Origin of the sequence: Serratia sp. H1w (genome assembly GCF_000633355.1) — a bacterium.
In the GTDB taxonomy this organism is placed as follows: Bacteria; Pseudomonadota; Gammaproteobacteria; order Enterobacterales; family Enterobacteriaceae; genus Chania.
Genome location: NZ_AYMQ01000016.1, coordinates 22,320 through 44,794 on the forward strand (window position 1 = coordinate 22,320; position 22,475 = coordinate 44,794).

General features: G+C 54.8%; 20 protein-coding genes. 8 read left to right on the forward strand and 12 right to left on the reverse strand.

What is annotated here, in order from left to right:
* Window positions 1-62: 62 nt before the first annotated feature.
* Window positions 63-1,295, forward strand: coding sequence for a peptidase T (pepT, locus tag U869_RS0103055; RefSeq protein WP_025121149.1), 1,233 nt, complete (start codon window positions 63-65; stop codon window positions 1,293-1,295).
* A 196-nt stretch (window positions 1,296-1,491) separates the two neighbouring features.
* Here the strand turns inward: pepT and U869_RS0103060 are convergent, their stop codons facing one another.
* Entirely contained in the window at window positions 1,492-2,613 is a 1,122-nt protein-coding gene (locus U869_RS0103060; RefSeq protein WP_025121150.1) for a cupin domain-containing protein, read from the reverse strand.
* 331 nt (window positions 2,614-2,944) lie between these two features.
* On the opposite strand from U869_RS0103060, the gene tolA reads away from it, so the two are divergent.
* On the forward strand, window positions 2,945-3,400 hold the full coding sequence (gene tolA, locus U869_RS0103065) for a cell envelope integrity protein TolA (protein ID WP_025121151.1): 456 nt from the start codon (window positions 2,945-2,947) through the stop codon (window positions 3,398-3,400).
* Complete coding sequence (locus U869_RS30400) at window positions 3,342-3,527, forward strand: ogr/Delta-like zinc finger family protein (RefSeq protein WP_071998192.1); 186 nt, start codon at window positions 3,342-3,344, stop codon at window positions 3,525-3,527. The genes tolA and U869_RS30400 overlap by 59 nt, the downstream gene beginning before the upstream one ends.
* Window positions 3,528-3,637: 110 nt before the next feature.
* Here the strand turns inward: U869_RS30400 and U869_RS0103070 are convergent, their stop codons facing one another.
* From U869_RS0103070 to phoP, 3 genes are all read right to left on the reverse strand, one after another.
* Window positions 3,638-4,108 carry a GyrI-like domain-containing protein gene (locus U869_RS0103070; RefSeq protein ID WP_051588662.1) on the reverse strand — a complete coding sequence of 157 codons (471 nt, stop codon included), beginning with the start codon at window positions 4,106-4,108 and terminating at the stop codon, window positions 3,638-3,640.
* Between the two features lie 171 nt (window positions 4,109-4,279).
* Entirely contained in the window at window positions 4,280-5,737 is a 1,458-nt protein-coding gene (gene phoQ, locus U869_RS0103075) for a two-component system sensor histidine kinase PhoQ (protein ID WP_025121152.1), read from the reverse strand.
* Between the two features lie 5 nt (window positions 5,738-5,742).
* Window positions 5,743-6,414, reverse strand: a complete 672-nt coding sequence (phoP, locus tag U869_RS0103080) for a two-component system response regulator PhoP (RefSeq protein ID WP_025121153.1) — start codon at window positions 6,412-6,414, stop codon at window positions 5,743-5,745.
* Here phoP and U869_RS32100 point away from each other — a divergent pair.
* The 4 genes from U869_RS32100 to U869_RS0103095 all read left to right on the forward strand — a co-directional run bounded on the left by U869_RS32100 (window position 6,413) and on the right by U869_RS0103095 (window position 10,060).
* A complete protein-coding gene (locus U869_RS32100) occupies window positions 6,413-6,565 on the forward strand; it encodes a hypothetical protein (protein ID WP_157834708.1) in 153 nt (50 codons plus the stop codon). The genes phoP and U869_RS32100 overlap by 2 nt on opposite strands.
* A gap of 202 nt (window positions 6,566-6,767) precedes the next feature.
* Window positions 6,768-8,018, forward strand: a complete 1,251-nt coding sequence (locus U869_RS0103085) for a nucleoside permease (protein ID WP_025121154.1) — start codon at window positions 6,768-6,770, stop codon at window positions 8,016-8,018.
* Between the two features lie 51 nt (window positions 8,019-8,069).
* A complete protein-coding gene (locus U869_RS0103090) occupies window positions 8,070-9,089 on the forward strand; it encodes an ADP-ribosylglycohydrolase family protein (protein WP_025121155.1) in 1,020 nt (339 codons plus the stop codon).
* The gene (locus tag U869_RS0103095) at window positions 9,086-10,060 is read left to right on the forward strand and encodes a PfkB family carbohydrate kinase (RefSeq protein ID WP_025121156.1); all 975 of its coding nucleotides are present in this window, start codon (window positions 9,086-9,088) and stop codon (window positions 10,058-10,060) included. The genes U869_RS0103090 and U869_RS0103095 overlap by 4 nt, the downstream gene beginning before the upstream one ends.
* Here U869_RS0103095 and U869_RS0103100 read toward each other — a convergent pair.
* The 4 genes from U869_RS0103100 to U869_RS0103115 all read right to left on the reverse strand — a co-directional run bounded on the left by U869_RS0103100 (window position 10,047) and on the right by U869_RS0103115 (window position 14,715).
* Window positions 10,047-10,811, reverse strand: a complete 765-nt coding sequence (locus U869_RS0103100) for a GntR family transcriptional regulator (RefSeq protein WP_025121157.1) — start codon at window positions 10,809-10,811, stop codon at window positions 10,047-10,049. The genes U869_RS0103095 and U869_RS0103100 overlap by 14 nt on opposite strands.
* Window positions 10,812-10,927: 116 nt before the next feature.
* Window positions 10,928-12,199, reverse strand: coding sequence for a cytochrome c (locus tag U869_RS0103105; protein ID WP_025121158.1), 1,272 nt, complete (start codon window positions 12,197-12,199; stop codon window positions 10,928-10,930).
* A 17-nt stretch (window positions 12,200-12,216) separates the two neighbouring features.
* The gene (locus tag U869_RS0103110) at window positions 12,217-13,995 is read right to left on the reverse strand and encodes a GMC family oxidoreductase (protein ID WP_025121159.1); all 1,779 of its coding nucleotides are present in this window, start codon (window positions 13,993-13,995) and stop codon (window positions 12,217-12,219) included.
* Window positions 13,996-14,715: a gluconate 2-dehydrogenase subunit 3 family protein gene (locus U869_RS0103115; RefSeq protein ID WP_025121160.1), complete on the reverse strand. Its 720-nt coding sequence runs from the start codon at window positions 14,713-14,715 to the stop codon at window positions 13,996-13,998.
* A gap of 363 nt (window positions 14,716-15,078) precedes the next feature.
* Here U869_RS0103115 and U869_RS0103120 point away from each other — a divergent pair, with 363 nt between their 5' ends.
* A complete protein-coding gene (locus tag U869_RS0103120) occupies window positions 15,079-15,789 on the forward strand; it encodes a GNAT family N-acetyltransferase (protein ID WP_025121161.1) in 711 nt (236 codons plus the stop codon).
* 72 nt (window positions 15,790-15,861) lie between these two features.
* On the opposite strand, the gene U869_RS0103125 is transcribed toward U869_RS0103120, so the two are convergent.
* From U869_RS0103125 to ebgR, 4 genes are all read right to left on the reverse strand, one after another.
* Complete coding sequence (locus U869_RS0103125; protein ID WP_025121162.1) at window positions 15,862-17,277, reverse strand: amino acid permease; 1,416 nt, start codon at window positions 17,275-17,277, stop codon at window positions 15,862-15,864.
* Between the two features lie 90 nt (window positions 17,278-17,367).
* Entirely contained in the window at window positions 17,368-17,820 is a 453-nt protein-coding gene (locus U869_RS0103130) for a beta-galactosidase subunit beta (RefSeq protein WP_025121163.1), read from the reverse strand.
* A gap of 3 nt (window positions 17,821-17,823) precedes the next feature.
* Complete coding sequence (gene ebgA, locus U869_RS0103135) at window positions 17,824-20,895, reverse strand: beta-galactosidase subunit alpha (protein WP_025121164.1); 3,072 nt, start codon at window positions 20,893-20,895, stop codon at window positions 17,824-17,826.
* Window positions 20,896-21,360: 465 nt separating this feature from the next.
* Window positions 21,361-22,344 carry a transcriptional regulator EbgR gene (ebgR, locus tag U869_RS0103140; protein ID WP_025119874.1) on the reverse strand — a complete coding sequence of 328 codons (984 nt, stop codon included), beginning with the start codon at window positions 22,342-22,344 and terminating at the stop codon, window positions 21,361-21,363.
* Between the last annotated feature and the right edge of the window lie 131 nt (window positions 22,345-22,475).

A 22,475-nucleotide genomic window follows, 5' to 3' on the forward strand; every position in this document is an offset into this window, starting at 1 on the left:
GTCTCAATATTTGATCCGGATCGGTTCCGCATAATGAAACGCGAAATTCTGAGGGCGGAACCATGGATAAACTACTAGATCGCTTTTTTAACTACGTCTCATTTGACACACAGGCTAAAGCGAACGTCAAACATGTGCCGAGTACCGAAGGGCAACTGAAGCTGGCGCGTGCGTTGCAACAGGAAATGATTGGGCTGGGGTTTGAACGGGTATCGCTTAGCGAACATGGCTGTGTGATGGGCACGCTGCCGAGCAATGTGAGTTGGCAAGTGCCAGCCATTGGCTTTATTTCTCACCTTGATACCTCTCCCGATTTTTCGGGTAAGCATGTGACACCGCAGGTGGTGGAAAACTATCGCGGCGGTGATATTGCCTTGGGTATCGGTGATGAGGTGTTATCGCCGGTGATGTTCCCCATCTTGCACCAGATGCTGGGGCAAACGCTGATCACCACCGATGGCAAAACGCTGCTGGGTGCCGATGATAAAGCCGGGATTGCCGAGATCCTGACCGCGATGGTACGGCTGAAGCAGCAAAAGATCCCTCACGGCAATATCCGCGTGGCATTCACGCCGGATGAAGAAGTGGGCAAAGGGGCGCATTTCTTTGACGTAACCGCATTCGATGCCGAGTGGGCCTACACCGTTGATGGCGGCGGCGTGGGGGAACTGGAGTATGAAAACTTCAATGCGGCGGCGGTGACGGTGAAAATCGTCGGCAATAACGTGCACCCTGGCAGTGCCAAAGGGGTGATGGTGAATGCGCTGTCGTTGGCAACCCGTTTCCAGCAGGCGCTACCGGCCGATGAAACCCCAGAGCAGACCGAAGGCTATCAGGGCTTCTACCACCTCAACAGCATCAAGGGGAATGTTGAACGCGCCGAGATGCACTACATCTTGCGGGATTTTGAGCGTGAAGGCTTTGAGGCACGCAAACGCAAGATGATTGAGGTTGCGCGACAGGTTGGCCGTGGATTGCCACGGGATTGCTACATTGAGGTAGCGATTGAAGACAATTACTACAATATGCGCGAGCAGGTAGCCGAGCATCCGCACGTGATCGAACTGGCGCAGCAGGCGATGCATGACTGCGATATTGAGCCGGTGATGAAGCCGATCCGCGGTGGCACCGATGGCGCACAGCTGTCGTTCAAGGGGTTACCTTGCCCGAATCTGTTTACCGGCGGCTATAACTTCCATGGCAAGCATGAGTTTATTACGCTGGAAGGGATGGAGAAGGCGGTAGCGGTGATTATGCGAATTGCGACGTTGAGCGCCGAGCGAGCCAAACGCTAGCCCTCACCTCAACCCTCTCCCAAAGGGAGAGGGAGCTAGTTCAGCGTCGTCGGCAGGTTATGTGGTACTGCGTAGGGGCGCTGCATGCTGCGCCCGTGCTAAGGTCAGAATCGGGAGTCAATGGGTGACAGATTAATCATCGCCCATTGATTTTAAACACAGCTGCTCTCCCTTTTTGGTTAGGGTGAGGGGCTGGCTAGTCGTTAAAGTACCAGTAACCGCTGTTGATTAGCGCCGTCAGCAGTGCCAGGAAGGAAGGATCGTTCACCGCTTCCCCCAGCAAGGTGGCGTCAACACTGGTGTGTTGGCACAGCGCGTCGGCAGCTTGCAGATGCTCTGTGTCGATCAGCTCACCGTTCACAAAGCATTGGTCGCCAACGCGCAGCACGCGTAACCCACCCAAACGTTGTAATTGTTCACCCTGTTGCAGCAGCTCATAGATTTCACCAGCCTGATAAGGTGGCTCTGGCGGCGCGATGTCCAGCTCGTGGCGCGATTGCGAAATAAACTCGCCAAACCAGTTCTGGAAGTGTTCCGGCTGTTGCACCAGTTCCAGGATCATCCCACGCAGCGCATCGACCTCATGCGGCAGCACCATCGCCGGGTGATCGCGCAGTGCGATATCTGGGTCGGTGTAACGCTTGCTGCCTAATTCGCGGGCCAGCACGTAGTCGGCATAGCCACTCACCATCTCGCGGCCATTTGGCGCGCGGAAACCTACCGAATAGTTGAGCGAATTCTCCAGCGAGTAGCCTTCGTGCGGGAAACCCGGTGGAATATACAGAATATCGCCAGGCTCCATCTCTTCGTCAATGATGGCATCAAACGGTTCTACCTGTAACAGGTCGGGGTGCGGGCAGTGCTGCTTCATCGCCACTTTTTCGCCCACGCGCCAACGGCGGCGGCCAGTACCCTGAATGATAAACACGTCATATTGGTCAAGATGCGGGCCAACGCCGCCACCCGGTACCGAGAACGAAATCATCAGATCGTCCATGCGCCAGTCCGGCAGTTTACGGAACGGCTGCATCAGGGCTGCGGAGGGTTGATGCCAATGGTCAACGGCCTGTACCAGCAATGACCAGTTGTTCTCACCCAGATGGTCAAAACTCTCGAACGGGCCGTGGCCAACCTGCCAGCGCCCATCCTGATGGCTCACCAGGCGGCTGTCCACCTCGTTTTCCATCGCTAACCCGGCCAGCTCATCCGGGGAAATCGGATCGATAAAGTTGTTAAAACCGCGCTTGATAATTACCGGGCGCTTTTGCCAATAACGTTGCAAAAAGTCGTTCCAGTCCAGATCTAATTGGTAATCCATGTTCTATTCCAGGATAGAGTGAGCCTGAGGGGATTATAACGGAAGTTCGGCCCCGTGGCGCTTATTCCCGATCTCAACGAAAGAACATGGCGGCAGAACTGGACACCATTCTATGAGTTGCTGGTGGCAAAGTGTGAAATTGAAGAGTGAGCAGCGGCGGTAGGGTTCAGCAAAGTTACGCGATAGATTGAGCTAAAATAACATTGAGGCTCTGTCAGAAATGACAGGGCTTTTTCGCTGCATGTTTTGCGAACGTAATAAACCTTTCTATTTTATGAATTTTTTTGCTAGCTTATTACTCTTTGCTGTGGGCACCAATAAGGAATAGAGCATGAAGATTGTTCGGAGAGAATTTGCAATTGGCTTGCCGACTCTGCTGCTAGTAATTGCCACATCGTTTTTATCGGGGTGCGTGAAAACAGAGTCTGTAGTTACAACCACTCCATCCGAAAATGATGTTGATGATCTTTTTACTCCTCTCAGCGGCGGCAGGCCTAATTCATCCTTGGTTGGAGTTGAAAAAGAGTATGCCGCGCAAATTCAAGGCGTTATTCAACGCAATTTTTACGATGTCAAATCATATGCAGGTAAGCAATGCGATTTGAGAATCAAGCTAGCTCCGGATGGCATGCTTTTGGATGTCCAAGCTGTAGATGGCGATCCTGCACTTTGTCGTGCAGCTATAAAGGCAGTAGCGAATACCTCTTTTCCCAAACCTCCATCACAAGTTGTTTATAGTGCTTTTAAAAATTTCACACTGGACTTCAGGCCCATGGCGACTGAGTGAAAAAACCAAAGAGCGGTATCACCAGTGCCGCAATACTGAGTGTAGTTGTACGTTTGCCACTCACGAAACGGTAGATCGACTGATAGTCAGACCACAACTGGTGGCAGTTGTGGCTGTGACAGAATAAACCGTCAGCACGGCCAGGTGGCATCGGCAACAATTCAGGGCTGAGCTTCGGCGTTCTGGCTTCTGAAAAGGGACAGCCAGCGGAAATAGCCGTTTTGGTGAATGTAACAGCTAAATCTCATTAAGCGGCACACGGATTTCAGTTAACAGCTCAGACGGTGAAGTGTTAGAAGGGTCATTGAGATAGATCTCGTAGGGAGGGGCATCTCCCATTGTACGGCCGGAATCCGGCAGCCACGCTTCGAACAACCATTTATATGCGGCGTGCAATCCAGCATAAGGCCCTTTGAAAACCAAAACAGCATGATCGCCGCCCGGAGTGGATCGCTCGACGAGGGGGGATTCGGCTGGGACATCTACAGGGGCGGAAATTGCAGCAAAAGCACGCAATTTTTCAACCGGGGTAACATCAGGATCGTCGTAAAATATAGCAATAACAAGCGTGCCAGGGCGAAAAAGCTGACGGGTAGTCACCAGTTGATATAGCTCATTAAAAGCTTGATTAATCTCTGTGTAGGAACCCTTGTAAGGTAGGCCGATGATACGCATTGGTGCCAATTTCATGATGTTGACGTCATACATAACGGTGTCTCCTTGTTTGGCTGCTTCTGTACGCTAACTATGCTTGCATTTTAACTAGTCAACAAAGATACCACCACTGTGCCTGGTGTCGTTAGTCGTGGGGTTAATTTCCTGCTACTTCTTCGCCTCACTAATTTCTGCATTCCTGCCAGGGAGCCTGAGCGACAGAATTTATTCGTGATGGTGGGAGTCGTGCTGGCGGGAGAAGGTGACCTCCATCCGTGCACCGCCAAGCGGGCTGTCACTGAGGGTGATTTTCCCGTCATATTGCTCGATGATTTCGGCGGCAACCGACAGGCCAATCCCCTGACCGGGGCGCAGCGTATCGACGCGCTGGCCGCGCTGGAAGATCAGTTCACGCTTGCTTTCCGGGATGCCGGGGCCGTCGTCATCAATCACGATCGTCAGGTATTTGTCCGAGTGCAACGAGGTGATTTCCACAAACTCCAGACAATATTTACAGGCGTTCTCCAACACGTTACCCATCACCTCCATAAAGTCGTTTTTCTCGCCCATAAAGGTGACTTCGGGTGAGATATCGAGGGTGATAACCACACCTTTGCGCTGATAGACCTTGTTCAGCGCTACGCTCAAGCTGTCGAGCAGGGCTGAAACCGAATGGATCTCACGGGTCAGCGAGGTCTGGCCTGAGTTGATGCTGGCACGGTGCAGGTAATAGCCGATCTGCTGAGAGATACGGCCAATCTGTTCGAGCATGATCGGCTCGACCTCTTCAATGGTCGTCTGTTTGCTGGAACGCAGTGAGCGCAGGGTGGTCTGCAATACCGCCAGAGGCGTTTTCAGGCTGTGAGTCAGGTCGGAAAGCGTGGTGCGATACTTGGTATAACGCTGGCGCTCGTTGCGGACCAGAATGTTCAGGTTACGCACCAGGCCGCGCAGCTCACTGGGGGGATTTTCATCCAGTTGTTCACGCTCGCCGTTTTCCAGTTCACCCACCTGGGCGATCAGCGCCTTGATTGGCCGCAAACTCCAATAGGCGGCCAGCCACAGCAGCGGCACCACCAGCAACAGATTGGCCAACAGCACGTAGCTGAACCATTCCCACACCACGTCCGAGCGTTGCAGCTCTTGGGGAATGCTGTCGACCACCACGATGCTCAAGGCGGGCAGGCGCGCGGTGGCGGCATAGGTATTGACGGCTACCGAGTGGGTCAACGCGTTATGGTCGGTATCGTCATAATCTTTCAGCTGATCCTGGGCCTTGGGGTTATTGCCAAGCACTTCGCTACTGACGCGGGTGTCGGTGTCGATCTCATAGAAACCGGATTCTTGCAGCCACTCTTTCTGGATCAGCGTTTCCAGCTCCGGCACTGAACGCTGGCTCCACAGCAGATTGCCCTTATCGTCATAGATAAACACCAACGTTGGGGAGTTGAGATCGAGGTCGGGCGGGATGGCAATGGTCAGTTTCTGGTCTTTCCACTGTGCCAGGCTGAAGAACAGGTTGCTCTCACCGCGCAGCAGGCGGAAGGCGGTTTTATCAAAACTGACGATATAACCAACGACCGCCACCAGCCCATACGACAGCGACAGCGCCAGGATCACCCCGGCGGTCGCCATCAGAAAGCGGGCGCGCAGCGAGAAGGGCTTTTTATCTTTGTTGAACATGATGTTCACTTGGCATCGAAACGATATCCTTGTCCACGCACGGTAGTGATCACCTCTTGCGGGTATTCGGCCTGGAGCTTTTTGCGCAGGCGTCCCATTAACACGTCGATGGTGTGGCTTTCGCGCAGCTCGGCATCCGGGTAGAGTTGCAACATCAACGAGTCTTTGCTGACGACTTTACCCGCATTGCGGATCAGGGTTTCGATAATTGTATACTCAAACGCCGTCAGTTTGATTTGCTGTTCGCCAACGCTCAGCTCACGGCGTGAGAGATCGATCTGGAACGGTGGCAGCACGATCACCTGCGAAGCCAGGCCGCTGTTACGGCGCATCAGGGCCTGCATGCGGGCAATGACCTCTTCCAGATGGAAGGGCTTGGTGACGTAATCATCGGCACCGGCTTCCAGCACCGCGACCTTGTCCTGCCAGCTTTCACGGGCGGTCAGCACCAGGATCGGCAACTTCATCTGGTTGGCACGCCAGCGGCGGATCAGGCTCAGGCCATCTTCACCCGGCAACCCGAGGTCGACAATGGCGATATCTGGCGCATGCTCCTGCAGAAAGTAGTCGGCTTCTTTGGCATCTTCTGCGGCATCGACCTGATGCCCCATTTCACGCATTTGGACACTAAGATGGTGGCGCAACAGGCCATTATCTTCAACAACCAGTACTCGCATGGCACAGACTCCTATGGATAGGTGGGGGAAACATCAGGCACCCACACTGGAAGGTTCAACGCTGGTGGCCACGTTATGGCAACGCACACCAACTGACCATTCCCTGATCGTTTCATTCTGTCGTCCATTGATTATCGGTAATAGCTGGTAAACGCAGGATAAACAGCACAAGGGCAAAGGTAAACAAAACTTAAACCAAGGGGAGCCTGCGCAAAGTGTGAGCGCGATCGTTGCAAACCCTTAAAGGTATCATTAAGGTATTATATAGGTATCGTGATGATGCTAATACCAGGAACCCTACACCGCCTTTCCGTGCCGATGCCGGGAAGGTAGCCAGCAAGGATAAAAAAATAATGAAACATCCTCATCTGAAGCTGTCTGTCATGATGTTTATCGAATGGTTTATCTGGGGAGCGTGGTTTGTTCCCCTGTGGCAATACCTCAAAAAGTTGGGCTTTAAGCCAGGAGAAATTGCCTGGTCATACAGCAGTACGGCGATTGCGGCGATCCTCTCGCCGGTGCTGGTGGGCGTTATTGCCGACCGCTACTTCGCCGCGCAAAAAGTCTTGGGATGGCTACATCTGGCCGGTGGGGTGCTGATGTTAATCATCGCCTGGCAAACCACCTTTGCCACCTTCTTCCCGTTACTGGTGGTTTATGCCATCACCTATATGCCAACCGTGGCGCTGACCAACAGCATCGCCTTTGCCAACATAACCGATACCGAAAAAGAGTTTCCACGTATCCGCGTGCTGGGCACCTTGGGCTGGATTGCCTCCGGCCTGGTGGTGGGCTTTATGCTGCCGCCGCTGCTGGGGTTACGCAATATTTCCGATAGCAACCTGCCGCTGATCATTACTGGTGTAGCCTCGATCGCGCTCGGCTTGTATAGCTTTGTGCTGCCTAACACGCCAGCCAAAGGCTCTGGCCCGGTGGACATCAAGGCGTTGCTGGGCCTGAACGCGCTAGGGTTGCTGAAGGATCGCTCATTCGCCACCTTTGCGCTGTGTTCGTTCCTGTTCTGCATGCCGTTGGCGTTCTACTACCAGTTTGCCAATGGCTACCTGACCCAGGTTGGGTTACCGAATGCCACCGGCTGGATGACGTTGGGGCAGGTATCGGAAATCTTCGCCATGCTGGCGTTGCCGCTGCTGCTGAAGCGATATGGCATCAAAAAGGTGCTGATGCTGGGCTTCGTTACTGCGGCGATCCGCTATGTATTCTTTATCTACGGCGGCACCGCCGATGTCTGGGCCTACAGCATGCTGTTCCTGGGCATTCTGCTGCACGGTGTCAGCTACGATTTCTATTTCGTGACCGGCTATATCTACGTCGATAAAAAAGCGCCTCCGCATATGCGCACCGCCGCCCAGGGGTTGATCACCCTGATTTGCCAAGGGCTGGGCAGCTTTATCGGTAACTGGCTGGGGGGCCGTGCGATGACCACCTTCGCCCTCGAACAGCCGCGAGACGGTATGACGTTTGACTGGTTTGCCGTATGGGGTGTGGGTGCGGCGATGGTGGTGGCCGTCATGCTGCTGTTCCTGCTGTTCTTCCGTGAACGCAGCGACAACATCACCCCGATTGACGTGGCACGGTCTTAATTCATTGCGCCGGGCGTGTTGCCCGGCAGGCTAAAAATTCAGGAGAAACAGATGAAGCAGTTAACCCAGGAACAACGCGTAGTGGGCGCACTCTATGGCCAAATGCTGGGCGATGCGCTCGGTATGCCGTCCGAGCTGTGGCCGCGTGAGCGGGTTAAGCGCCATTTTGGCTGGATAGATCGCTTCCTTGATGGCCCGGCGGAAAACTCGGCCGCCTGTTATTTCAAAGCGGCGCAGTATACCGATGACACGTCGATGGCACTGGCGCTGGCCGATGCGCTGATCGAGGCCGATGGTGACGTGGTGCCGGAACTGATTGCCCGCAACGTGATCCGCTGGGTCGACAGTTTTGATGCCTTTAACAAAAACATTCTTGGCCCAAGTTCCAAACTGGCATTGGGGGAACAGAAGAAGGGTACGCCGATTAGCGATCTGGAAAACAACGGTGTGACCAATGGTGCGGCGATGCGGGTTTCCCCACTGGGATGCGTACTGCCTTCTGCGCCATTGGAGCAGTTTTGTCAGCAGGTCTGGCTGGCTTCCAGCCCGACGCATAAATCCGATATAGCGGTTGCCGGTGCGGTAGTGATTGCCTGGGCGGTTGCCAAAGCCGTCGAAGGGGCCAGTTGGGCTGAGATCCGTCTGGCATTGCCAGGGGTGGCCGATTACGCCCAGCGCCGCCAGAGCACCACTTTCAGCGCTTCTTTAGCTGCACGTATCGAGTTGGCCTTCCAGGTGGTGGAGCAGGCTGGCGGCACCGAGCAGGCTTCAGAACGGGTTTATCAACTGGTCGGCGCAGGGGTCAGCACCATCGAATCCGTACCGGCCGCATTGGCGATGGTCGAACTGGCGCAAAACGATCCCACCCGCTGTGCGATCCTGTGTGCCAACCTGGGGGGCGACACTGACACCATCGGCGCAATGGCCACGGCGATCTGTGGTGCCCTGAACGGCGTCGACGCGTTTGATGCAGCTATGCTGGCAGAGCTGAAACTGGTGAATCCGCTGGATATCAATCACTATGCGCAGGCCTTTCTTCGTTTCCGCCAGCGCTGGCAGGAGGGTGAATGAGTCACGAACGACGCGAGTTATTACAAACGCTAACCCAGGGCGGCTGGCATCAGCAGTGCCCGGTGACGGTGATCGGCGCAGCGGTGATGGATATGGTGGTCAGCGCCGATGCCTTGCCGGTGCGCGGTGGCGATGTGTCAGCCCGGATGCAGGGGCTGCATTTAGGGGGTTGTGCGTTGAATATCGCCGTGGCCCTGCGCCAGTTGGGTATTACCAGCCGCAATCTGCTGCCGGTGGGAGAAGGCGTGTGGGCCGAGCGTCTACGTAGCGAGATGGCGCAGCGCGGCGTGAGTTCCGATCTGCAAGTGGGCGGTGAGGATAACGGCTGGTGTCTGGCGCTGGTTGAACCGGACGGAGAGCGCACCTTTATCTCTATCGATGGCATAGAAAACCAATGGCAGCCAGAATGGTTGGCCAACGCGACGCCACAAAGCGGGCTGGTTTATCTTTCCGGTTACCAACTGGGTGCCAAACAGGGGAACGTGCTGGTGGATTGGTTGTTGCGCTTGTCTTCAGCAGTTCGGGTGGTGCTGGATATTGGCCCGCGCATTGACGTGATGGCGGAGAGCCTGCTGCAAAGCCTGATCCGCCCAGGGATGATCCTAACGCTGAACCAGCGTGAAGCCCAGCATCTTGGCTTGCAGGAAGATATGACAGACTTCTGCCAACGGTTATGGTCAACCACCGGGCAACTGGTGATTGTGCGCTGTGGGGGAGAAGGCGGTTATTACTTTGCAGGGCCGGAAGATCACGGTTGGATCGCCGCACGTCAGGTCAAGGTAGTAGACAGCATTGGTGCTGGAGACAGCCATAGCGCAGGCCTGCTCGCCGGGTTAGCATTGGGCCTGAGCGCTCGCCAAAGCATGATGCTGGCCAATAGCATCGCCGGTTACGTGGTATCACAAGCCGGTGGGGACTGTGCGCCAACCTTGGCTCAGTTACTGGCCAGCGAGGAACTCAATCCTCGCTGATAAACTCGTACATGTCGCTGCGGCAGAAGCTTTCGCTGTATTCGATCGGCTTTTTGTGGCTGTCGAACAGCGTTTGCTTGATGATCAGCAGCGGCATCGGCTCTTTCAGCTGTAGCGCCCGCAAGGTTTCGTCATCGCTCATGGCGGCGCTGACCTGGCTACGCAGCGAGCCGAGTTCCACATTGTTCAAACGGAAGTAGTCATACAGAGAAACGCCGATGTCATCGACGTTGGCTATCGCCTCTGCCACCACATAAGACACCGCCACCGACATGGGGCGTTGATCGATAAAGTGAATGCGTTTGAGTTTGTACACCAGCGTTTTTTCGGCCAGCGCCAGCTTCTCCGCCAGTGCGCTATCCGCCGTGATCTGTTCACGGCTGAGCCACATGGTGTCCGGCTTGCGGCCTTGCAGCATCACCTCACGTGAGAAGCCTTTCACATCGGCTAATGAATAGGCCAGCTTAGGCTGCGCCACGGTATTTTGAATAAAGGTGCCATAGCCCCGTGAGCGGCCGATAATACCATCCTGTTCCAGGCAGGCCAAAGCCTTGCGTACCGTGATGCGCGAGATGCCTAACCGTTCGGTGAAATGGCGTTCACTGGGCAGAAAATCGCCCTGGCTCAATAAGCCCAGCTCAATGGCCTGGCGTACCGATTCGTTAAAACGCAGATAGAGCGGCATAGCACCGGCGCTGGTCAGATCTTGTTGCAGTTTATCCAGCAGACGCTGGTTGGGATCCATGCTCATAGACGACCGAAATCCTGAAGCCTCAATACGATAGCTTATTTAAAGTGATTTAAGCGGGTTGCGCAACTGCATCTGTGGAATTGATTGGGCCTGGTAAACCAGGCCCGGTGGGTTGATTAGGGGTGGGTAGGCTTGGCGCTGCTGTTCTGCCGAATTTCTTTGACCTGATCGGCGGTGACCGGAGCGGCGTGATTACCCCAGTTGGTGCGAACAAAGGTAGCGATTTGGGCAACCTGCTGGTCGCTCAGTCGCCAGCCGAAGTCCGGCATGGTTAGCCCGGTAGGTGCGTTTGCGGTCATTGGCGTACGTGAGCCATTGAGGATGATACTGATCACCGAAGAGGGATCGTCTGCCAGCAGCGCCGGATTATGGGCCAACTGCGGGAAGGTATTGCGATACCCCTGGCCATCGCTGCGGTGGCAGGCGGCGCAGTTGTCCAGATAAGCCTGACCACCTGGATTGCCTTTGTCGGTGGTGTAGAGTGCTAGCGGCTGGTTGGCCGGTGGCGAGGGTTGCTTATCTCCCGCAGGCAGCGACTTAAGATAGGTCGCGATCGCCTGCAAATCCTCGTCGCTCAGGTGTTGAGTGCTGTCTTGTACCACATCCACCATCGAGCCAAAAGCGGCAAACCTGTCGCTGTGGCCGGTTTTCAGGAAACGAGTCAGATCTTCAGCGCTCCAGCTACCCAGCCCGTTGATCGTATCGCCACGCAGCGTGGCGGCGTGCCAACCTTCGAGCGTCCCACCGCTCAGATAAGCGTTATCTGTCTGATCCAGTGCCTTCTCCTGGAAGCCAATGCCGCGTGGAGTATGACAACTGCCGCAGTGGCCTAATCCCTGCACCAGATAAGCTCCACGATTCCATTGTGCACTTTGACCCGCGTCCGGCTGATAAACGCCATCCTCGCGGAATATGCCGTCCCACATCGCCAACGGCCAGCGCATACTCAATGGCCAAGGGATATCGCTAGCCTGATTTTTCTGCATCACTGGCGTTACCCGCTGGGTGAAGTAGAGATACAGATCGTGCATATCCTCATCATTAATCTTGGCAAAGGAGGGATAAGGCATGGCGGGATAGAGTCTGGTGCCGTCACGTGCAATGCCCTTGCGCAAGGCATCGGCAAACTCCTGTTGGCTATAGGCACCGATCCCGGTGGTTTTGTCTGGGGTGATGTTGGTGGAGTAGATGGCGCCAACCGGCGTAGTCATCTTCAATCCACCGGCAAATGCCATGCCACCGGGCGCGGTATGGCAGGCGGCGCAGTCACCGGCACGGGCCAGATATTCGCCATGAGCTATTCGAGCAACCAGATTGGTATCATCGGCGGCCAGAGCGCCGCTGCTTAAGGCCAGCAAGGCCAGCAGCGAAGGGGTTAATCCTTTCATTATTTTCTCCTTGCGCATCAGACCTGAACCAGTGGACCGGGATGGTTCAGATACTGATTACGGATCGCTTCCGCCGAATAATAGGCCAGTGCGCCGACGATCCCAGTGGGGTTATAAGCCAGGTTTTGTGGGAAGGCGCAGGCGCCGGTAACAAACACATTAGGCACGTCCCAGCATTGCAGGTATTTATTCACCACGCTGGTTTTAGGGTTATCGCCAGTGATGGCTCCGCCGGTGGTGTGGGTAGACTGATAAGGGCGCACGTCATAGTGCGAACCGCTGTCCATCACCGAAATCGCCATCTGTTTCGGCTCCATCACCTTGGCGATGTTGGCCATCTTGCTGGTAATGTGCTGAGTCATTTTGATCTCGTTATCCTTCCAGTCGAAGGTCATGCGCAGCAGCGGTAGCCCATAGGCATCGCGATAGGTCGGGTCGAGATCGAGATAGCAGTCGCGGTAGGGCATCACGGAGCCTTCGGAGCCGATGCTCATCGCGTGCAGATAATTGTCTTTGATACCCTGTTTCCAGCCGCTGCCCCAGGTAGGTGTCCCCGGCGGTAATGACATCTGCTGGATCGGGCGGCCGCCGGTGCGGGTCGCGGAAATATAGGCCCCGCCGATAAAGCCCAGCGAACCATGGTCGAAGTTTTCCGAGTTGAGATCGTCGATCACTGTGCCCGCGGCACCGGCCCCGATAAACGGGTTAAAGTGGGTGTTTTTATCGTAAAACAGCGAGATACCGCTGTTCATCTGATAGGCATAGTTCTTGCCAACGACCCCTTCGCCGGTGACCGGATCATAAGGCTTGCCGATGCCAGAGAGCAGCAGCAGACGCACGTTATGCAGTTGGAAGGCGCTGAGGATCACCAGATCCGCCGGTTGCTCGATCTGCTGACCCTGAGCGTTGACATAGGTGACGCCGGTGGCCTTTTTGCCACTGCTGTCCAGATTGACCTTGATGACCTGCGACTGAGTGCGCAACTCAAAGTTTTTCCGCTTCATCAGCACCGGCAAAATGGTGGTCTGTGGCGACGCCTTGGAGTACATAAAGCAGCCGAAGCGTTCACAGTAACCGCAGTAGTTACAGGGGCCGAGCTGCACGCCGTAGGGATTGGTGTAAGGCTCGGAGCAGTTGGCCGCCGGAATGCTGAATGGGTGATAGCCGAGCGACTCGGCAGCCTTGCCGAACAGCGAGCCGGAATAGAGTTGCTTGAGGGGCGCAGTGGGATATTCGCGGGTGCGCGGGCCCTCAAACGGATTGCCACCCTTGATGATATTGCCTTGCAGATTGCCAGCCTTGCCTGCGGTGCCACAAACCCGCTCGAACTTATCGAAATACGGCTCCAACTCGGTATAGCTGACAGGGTAATCCTGCAACAGCATGCCTTCGGGCACCCATTTGTCGCCATATTTTTCCGTCACCGTGGTGCGCATCTTCAGATCGGCGGGCAGGGCGCGCCAGTGCATACCGTTCCAGTGGACACCAGCCCCGCCAACGCCGTTACCGGGCAAAAAGGAGCCAAGCTGACGATAAGGTACGGCGAAATCTGCGGGGGTGTGACGCACGGTGACGGTTTCGTGCGCCATCTCCTGCTCCAGCTTCAGGCGGATGCCATAGGTCAGTTCGTCGGCAATCCGTGGATAGGCAAAATCAGGGTAGGTATCGCGTTGCTCACCGCGCTCCAGTGCCAATACGCTCAGGCCGGTTTCGGTCAGTTCCATGCCCATAATGGCACCGGTCCAACCAAAGCCGACAATCACCACGTCTACCGGTGGTTTTTTTATGCTGCTCATTTATGCATTCCTTTTGCTGGAGATACTTACCGGGCCAAGGGGATAGGGCTGATTGGGATGGTCGACCCAGTCGGTGTAATCCGCCCGCGCACCAGGGAAACCGATCAGCTTCCACGAGGCCATCGACTGGTTACCGCCGTGCTGCGGATCGGCCAGATAACCCTCTTTGGTGTTTTGCAGCAGTTGGCTGAAAAAGGCCTTGCCGGGCAGTGCCTCAGAATCCAGTTCACCTTTCTCCAGCGCCGTCAGGATTTGATCCTGTTGGGCAGGATCCAAATCGGCAAAGACCTTCTGGTATTGCTGCTGGCAGTGCGCGTTGAGGCCACGAATGCCGAGGCGATAGATATCACGCGGCGTCAGTTTGGACTGATAGCCCAATTCAGGAGCCGAAGGGACAAACGGCGGGTGCATATACCACAGGCCGCCGTGGCCATAAGGCGTCGTCATCTGCTTATCGATAAAGATCGGCACACCTTCTTCAACCGCGCCAGGACCATTGATGTCACTGGGGATCAGGCGATCGCAGGCCGCTAGCAGAAAACGCCATTCATCGTTATTGAAATAAGCGGGAACGTAGTGGGGGGAGACACCCGCGGCTGCGGCTGGTGGCGTTGTTAGCGTTAGAACACCGCTGCCTCCGGCTGCGGCCAGTGGTATTAGCGCCAAGGTTTTCTTGAGGAAGTTCCGCCGAGGCGGTTCTGGGGAGTGCTGTCGAGACATGATTCCACCTTGAATATGTTTAACAGAAATACCCGCGCGCAGATCGGATGCGCTGCCGCTGTCTTGGGCAGTAAACGGGCTGAGGGACATGACCAATAATGATTAGCAAGCTACTGGTATGGTGAGTTAAGTTTAAGTCTTGGCGGCTAAAACAAACAATAAAGCATCTGTATCAAAACATTTTCTTCACATTGATCTTGACTTGTATCATTCCATTAACAACTTGCCTTGACTATTGCGGTCAACGAGTGTCGGTTGATTGGTCTGGTCGCTGTGGTTAATTGGTCTATAGGATGCGTTCTGGCCTCGGTATATGCTTGATGGTGAGAATCTATTGTTGCAGCAACCAGACGGAAGACTTTTATGGCGATAAATCAATTTGGTCAGCCAGTGGGCGACCCTTTACCACAATGGCAGGCTTTGCCGCGCCCACAGTCGGTATCGCTGACCGGCAAATTTTGCCGCCTGGCGATGTTAGACGCCGAGCGGGACTTTGCCGCGTTGTTTGCGGCTTACCAGTTAGCGCCAGATGGACGCGACTGGACTTACCTGATGGGGGAGTGGCCAGAGAGCCCGCAGGAGATGCGTGCGCATCTGGAAAAGCTGCAAGCCAATCCGGCGCTGGTGAATCTGGTGGTGTTCGATCTAGCCACTGGGCAGCCCGTCGGGACGGTGGCCTTTATGCGAATTGAAGAGGCCAGCGGAGTGTTGGAAATTGGTCATGTCTGCTGGTCGCCGTTGATGAAGCAGCGCTCCTGCGCCACCGAGGCGATCTACCTGATGTTGCGCCACACCTTTGACGAATTGGGCTACCGCCGCTGTGAATGGAAATGCGACAGTCTGAATGCGCCTTCCAGGCAGGCGGCGCAACGTTTTGCTTTTCAGTACGAAGGGCGCTTTATGCAGGCGCTGGTCACCAAAGGCCGCAATCGCGATACCGACTGGTTCGCGATGATTGACCAAAACTGGCCGCAGGTGCGGAGTGCGTTTGAAGGTTGGTTGGCCGATGAGAACTTTAGTGAGGAAGGCCAGCAGAAACAGCGTTTACAGATGTTTATGTCGCAGAACGGCTAACAAACTTAAACCGGTTTATTTTGTAGGGGCGCTACATGCTGCGCCCCTACATAGGGATTTGTCGATAGGCACTTACTGCTCGGTCAGCGCCGCTTTGTTTCTTACCTGTTTAGCCTCGAAACGTGAGATCCACCACCAGGCCAGGGCAGAGAACACGGCGGTCATACAGACGTTGATAAAGAAGGCTCTCATCAAATCTACGCCCGGCGGGAACGCCGATGCCGTCATGCTGACCACAAAGATGGTGATCAACACCGAAACCACACCCATACCAAACTTACGCGATCCCATGCGGAACTCGCGTGGCGTATCGTCATGTTTCCAGCGGAACACAAAGTAGGCCACCATGATAAAGATCGGTGGCAGCATGGCTGTGCCCGCTGTCAGGTTGATCGCGGTGTTCATCATCTGCTGTACCGATTCGGAACCAAAGCCGTTGACCACCAGCATCACAAATACGAAGGCAAACTGCCACCATGCGGCACGTACCGGCACCCCATGCTGGTTCAGCTCGGTAGTTTTCGGGCCGTAAACGCCTTTCGGGATCTCTGAGAAGTGGATTTTGACCGGCGCGGAGGTCCACATCATCATTGAACCGAAGATGGCGATAAACAGCACGACACCCACCAGACGGCCGACCAGCGTTTCGGAAATGCCGAAGTACTTGGCCATGCCGGTGAAGATTTCGACCATCCCGCCTGCGTAGGTCAGGTTTTCACGGGCGACAAACACGTTAACCAGCAGGGAGCCAACGGCATACATCCCGCCGATCACCGCGCCGGCAATAATGATCACCTTGATAAACGACTTCTGACCGCCTTTGACGTCATTGAGGTAGGCCGCTGCCGTTTCTGCCCCACCGGCTGCCTGGAAGATCCAGCACATGATACCCAGCGTTGCCCAGTTCACCGTTGGCGTCATCGCCTCTAGCGTGATGGGTTGTGCCGGGACGTGATCCCCGCTCAGCGCCATCAGCGCGCCCAGAACGTAAATCGCAAACAGGGCGAACACCCCATAAGCCACAACTTCGGCAATCTTGCCCAACCAACTGGCACCCTTGGTGGAAATGTGAGTGGTGGCGGCAAACAGCACGATCGAAATAATCGACACCATTACCGGGGAAAAGGCGTACTCACGGCCCATGATGGCGTAGGACGCGTAGGCAATCACGTTAGGCAGCAGGGACACAAACCAGAACAGGTTGACGAACCAGTACAGGAACGACCCCATATAGGCCGCACGGGTGCCCAAAGGCCGTTTTAGCCAATCATACATTCCCGACTCCGAGTTCTTATTGGCAGAGACAAACTCCGCGATAATGAACACAAAGGGAATGAAGTAAACCAGGGTCGCAAACAAAAATACCGGGGCTGAGCTCAAGCCCAGCTCAATGTTGTTGTTGACGATATTGCGCACGTTGAACACCGCCGCAAAGGTCATCGACAACAGGGCAAACTTGCCAATCGTGCCACGTAAAGAATCGGACATAGTGTCCTCCGATGAACGACATCAATGATGAACTCAAACTGGATTGAGCGGGAGTGATTTCCCGCCCGGTTCGCTTTATTATCAGCAGGATCACTTGTTCAACATGTAGCCATCCTCAATGGTGACCCGCAGCACCACTTTTCTTACCCGGTTGTCGCCGTGAAAACGGTAGGCTTCCTGGTTGTCAAAAATCGCCAGTTGCCCGGCACGCAATTCGCAGCTTTGCCCGCTGCCTTGCAGATATTCGCGGTCGGTCTCATCTCGGTAGGCTGTAACGGGGGAGAGGGCGGATTTTGGTGCGAACTCCACCGTTTCCCCGCCTTCGAGGTAGTAATGGATGGTGAAATAGCGGCGGTTGCCTTCAAAGGTCGCGTTGTTGCGGGTGACGCCGTCTTCAATCATGTAGACCAGCGTGTCGCCGATGGAGTGCATCACGCCATCTTTGATATTGGCAATGTTGTTAATGGCTTCCACGCAACGGTTCCATTTGCGCCCGTCCCGATACACCACTTTGAATTGTTCCAGATTGTCTAATACGTGCATGGATCAGGCCTCGTTTGCGGTTGGCGTGAAGAAGTCATTGCTAAAGTCATTGTTGGCCAGCGCTTGGGCACTGACGTCACCGGCTTGCAGCGGTATCAGGGTCAGGCCGTAGCGGAACGGCGCCATATAAACCCGGTATGAATCGAGGACTTCGCTGCCCCAGGAGTTGGAACCCAGGCCCATGACCTGATGGTCGAGGTTGAGCGTGATATAACCGCTGGGTTGCAGTTCGTTGGTATGCTGCGCCTGATGCAGACCCTGGTTGGTGTACTCCCAGGCGCTGAAGTTGATTGCCTGTTGCGGTTTGACCAGCAGACCGCTGCCGTGTCGATTGGTGAGCGCGGCCCAGCGTATGTGCTGGCGGTTGCCGTTGTTTTGTGGGAACGGGTAGTGCTCGAACATCTCGGCTACCGTGGTCTGGTAGATATCGATCAGGTTGGCCTGTTGGCTGTCCTGATAGTTCTCTTCCGGGCCACGACCGTAATAGTTCACCTGCTCAAAACCGCCGTTGATGCCCAAATCCAACCCGATGGCCGGGATCACATAAGGGTAATCGCCATAGCGCTCGCCGCTGAGTTCCACGTTGAGCTGGCCTTCGGGATTGATCTGGTAGCGGTAGCAGCAACGCATGCCGAAATCGAAGACTGGCGGTGCGATGATGCTGGTCACGGTAATTTCAACGTGGCCGTTGGCCTGGACAACGTCGAGCGTACGGAAGTGCTCTTGCATGATTTGCAGATGCGCGGGTTCCCATAGGCCTTGATACTCTTGCTTATGGTTATCGATCATCGGTTTGAAGAAGCTTAACGCGGGAGCAGAAGCGATGATTTCCTCGCCATGGCTTATCCAGGAAGTCAGTTTGCCGTTCACCTTTGAGAAGATCAGCGCAAAGTCCTGGCCGCTGATGCGGTACGCCAGACGGCTTTCTGCCATTTCTAGCGGCAACGCATTGGGGTTGATAAAGCGTTCAGGCTGCGCAGTATTCTCTTTGAGCTGGAACTGATAGACCGCGATTTCGTGATTGGCCTGGCTGTACAAGGTGCTGGAATTCTTGCGTACGGTGAAGTTCACAAAGGCTTCCCGCTCATCCAGCTCAGGCAGGTCGAAGTTGATTTCCCGCGAAGAGTTGGCCGGCAGATCTTTCAGCCGCAACGGCAGCGTTGCCAGCGTTTCGCCTTCTGCGCGGATCTCAGCGGTAATCGTGTAATCATCCAGATTGGTAAACCACAGTTTATTCTCAACCAGGAAGGTGCCAGGGCGAGCTTCAACCGCACGGATTTTCACCGGCGCGATCACCTGCTTGTACTCCTTCAGACCTGGCCCTGGGGTTTGATCCGGGAAAATCAGCCCGTCCATGCAGAAGTTGTAGTTGTTTGGATAGTCGCCGAAATCGCCGCCGTATTTGTAGAAGGCCTGGCCTTGCTCATCGTGCGCCAGGATGCCGTGATCGCACCATTCCCAGACGTAGTGGCCCTGGATATGATCGTGCTGGTAAAACACGTTCTGGTATTCCGTCAGGCCGCCGGGGCCATTGCCCATCGCATGAGCGTATTCACAGATGATGCGTGGCTTGGCGTGCGGGTGTTCACCAAACTCGTTCATCAGCGGCGCGCGGGTGTACATGGTGGAGATAATATCCACCACCTCGGCGTCGCGATCTTCTTCGTAATGCACCAGGCGGGTATCGTCGATGGCCTTGGTGGCGTGGTACATCGCCTGAATATTGCAACCGTAGCCGGATTCATTGCCCAGAGACCACATCACGATTGATGGATGGTTCTTCTGCGCGTGGACATGGCGCACGATACGGTCGACGAACACCGTTTCCCACGCAGGATCGTTGGTGATGCGGCTCAGATCGCCTACGTTGGCAAAACCGTGGGTTTCGACGTCGGTTTCGGCCATTACGAACAGCCCGTAAATATCACACAGCTCATAAAAGCGCGGATCGTTCGGGTAATGCGCGGTACGTACCGAGTTGATATTGTGCTGTTTCATCAGGATCAGATCTTTTTCGACGCGATCCATGCCTACCGCACGGCCTTTCAGATGGTCGTTATCATGGCGGTTCACGCCATGCAGCATCACATACTGGTTGTTGATGTAGAACAGGCCGTCGCGCACCTTGATATCGCGGAATCCGACGCGTTGCGGGATCACTTCCAGCACGGAGCCATCAGGGGCTTTAAGGGTGATAAACAGCTGATAGAGATAAGGGTTTTCCGCCGACCACTGGGTCGGGTTTGCCAGAGTAATAGCAAAATGGGTTTGGGCCAGCGCACCCAGACTCTGTTGTACCAGGAGGTTATCGCTATCAAACAGGGCATACTCCACCACGTAGTCTGCCAGCGCTGTCCCGGACAGATTTTCGATCTCCAGCGCACAGGAGAGAGTGGCGCTTTGATAGTCGGCGGCAAAGTCGGTGCGAACGGTCAGATCCTGCACATGCACCGGCTCTTTGCCCACCAGATAGACATCGCGGAAGATGCCTGCCGTCCACCACATATCCTGGTCTTCGATATAGGTTGAATCCGCCCACTGCATGACGCGCACGGCCAGCAGGTTTTCCCCGTCATGCACGTAATCGGAGATATCAAATTCGGCGGTCAGGCGGCTGCCCTTGCTAAAGCCCACATACTGGCCGTTAACATAGACTTCAAAATAGGTTTCGACGCCATCAAACTTGATGATGGTTTGTTTGCCACGCCACTGTTCGCCGAGCGTAAAGCTGCGTTGGTAAGCGCCGGTAGGGTTGTCTGTCGGGACGAAAGGCACATCGATCGGGAAGGGGAAGCCCTCGTCGGTGTATTGCAGGATGCCATGGCCTTCCATCTGCCACATGTTGGGCACCGTGATCTGGCCCCAGTCTGCCATCCTTTGTGAATAAAAGGCTTCAGGCACCAGCAGTGGGTTGGTGAAGTAACTAAAGCTCCACTGGCCGCTCAGCGCCATAAAGTGGCTGCTCAGCGCGCGCTGAAAGGTTTGGGCGCGCTTAAGTGAATCATATGAGAAGAAGTAGGCGCGGGGGGCCAGCCGGTTCTCATGCAGGTGTTGAAAATTTTCCCAATTATTCACGTCATCTCTCCTGGTCTGAAGGCTGTAGACCGTAGTCTTAGCTGGAATGCGTCAATGCTTGGAATGGATTTTAGTAAAACATTTACTAAAATATAGCCGATAATTGCTTTTATTTTAACTCGATCACGCTTTATAGCCAGAGGGATGATGGTTCTGTGATCGAGGTAAAGAAATGACCGATAGGTGTAGCAAGCGGATGGGGTTGACAAATACAGAGGTAAAATATAGCCGAATTATTAGTATATTTTACTAATAACGGATAGCTGGCTGCCCCTCACCCCAACCCTCTCCCACAGGGAGAGGGAGCCAGTTCAGCGTCGTTGGCAGCTAATGTGGCGCTACGTAGAGGCGCTGCATGCTGCACCCGTGCCAAGGTCAGATTCAGGAGTGAAAGGGTAGCAAATGCTGTCCCCTCTCCCTTTGGGAGAGGGTTAGGGTGAGGGGCCGTTACATCGGGTCCGCAGGCTATTTGGTGGTTTCGCGCAGCTTTAACTTGCTGGGAACGTAGACTTGTAGCGGCAGGGCGCGGCCATCACGGAATTTTTCCAGCAGCAGGTTGACCCCTTGGATCCCCATCATTTCCGAATGAATGCGCACGGTAGACAGCGGCGGGAAGGTAAAACGCGCGGTTGGAATATCATTTACGCTGATCAGGGCAATGTCCTGCGGGATCTTCAGCCCCATCTCATGGATGCTGCGTAGCACCCCAATGGCGATCGAGTCAGAGGCGACAAACAGCGCAGAGGGATAATCTCCTTTGGCCAACATCTTTTTTGCCAGCTCATAGCCTGAGGCGCTAGAGAAATCACCCCGGTAGATATCTTGCTCACGCACCACGCCCTTCAACCGTCCGTATTCCACAAAGGCGGCTTCGCGGATATCGGCTCTGTCCGGCTCATCGGCACCGCCGATAAAACCGATGCGTTTGGCCCCGTGCTCAATAAAGAAATCGATGATCTCTTTGCTGATTTTCGCCAGATCGATATCCACCGAGTCGTAATCACAACCGGGTTCATTAAAATCAATCAGGCAGATATTGTCGGTAAGCGCCGCGGCTTTACGCAGGGTATCCGGTGTGGGTTTGCTGACGATCAGCACGCCGGTGATCTTTTTCAGCTCCGGCAGCTGGTTGTTTTTGTAGCAGTTGGTGAGCTCAATCCCCAACCTTTCACACTGGGTTTCAATGCCGTGACGAATAGAAAGGTAGTAAGGATCGTTGATTTCCAGCTCTTGCTTGTAGCTGTATAGCGCCAGCACGTGGTGCTGGACCACCGCATTAGTCAGATGCTTTTTGGCATTGCTGGTCTTGTATTCCAGCTTTTCGGCGATTTCGAGAATGCGATGCTTGGTTTCTTCTTTGACGTTGAGCGTGGGATCGTCATTCAGAACCCGGGAGACCGTTGCCAGTGAAACTCCAGCTTCGGCCGCGATATCTTTCAGCGTTGCCATATCTATCCTTATCTCACAGCCTGAACGGCAAACTTGGTTACCTGGCATTGTAAGTGATGTCGGCTGAGTTTCATCTGCTTTTAGTAAAATATGTTAACGAATGTTGTCGTCCTGAAGCACCCAATGGAGGC